The sequence below is a fragment of the Neisseria sp. P0021.S006 genome, assembly GCF_051956895.1.
Map to the genome: position 1 here is coordinate 1 of NZ_JBQCWZ010001095.1, position 501 is coordinate 501.

Sequence of the window (501 nt, forward strand, 5' to 3'; positions counted from 1 at the left end):
GTGCAATACATCACGGTATGCCTGCTTGACGGCATGGAGCATGACTTTATCGCGGACAAAACGATGGTTGACGAAGCAGTATTGTTTGTCGGTTTTGCCTTTGGCGAAAGTCGGCTTGGCAATCGCGCCATAGAGCCGCAATGCGTCATTGCCGCTGTCAATTTCCAATGAGGCCGTCTGAAAATCATCGCCGACAATGGCGGCAATCCGTTCATGCAGGCTTTGGGCAGGAAGTTTGAATACTTGTTTGCCGTCGCGTTTGAGTGAGAAGGCAATGTGCGGATGTGCCAGCGCGAGGCGTTCGAGCATGGTGGCGCAGTGGGCGTATTCGGTGTTTTCGGATTTGAGGAACTTGCGCCGCGCGGGGGTATTGAAGAAGAGTTCGGCGGCTTCGATGGTGGTGCCGACGGGGTGGGCGGCGGCGGTGGGGCTGCTGAGTTTGCCGTCTTCGGCTTTGACTTGGGTCGCGTGCGTGCTGTCTTCTTGACGGCTGGTCAGGGT

The 501-nt window shown here is 56.7% G+C and carries 1 protein-coding gene; it reads right to left on the minus strand.

The features are described 5' to 3' along the window. A partial coding sequence (mutL, locus tag ACTHUM_RS18920) for a DNA mismatch repair endonuclease MutL (RefSeq protein ID WP_440403815.1) occupies positions 1 to 501 on the minus strand: 501 nt, incomplete at both ends.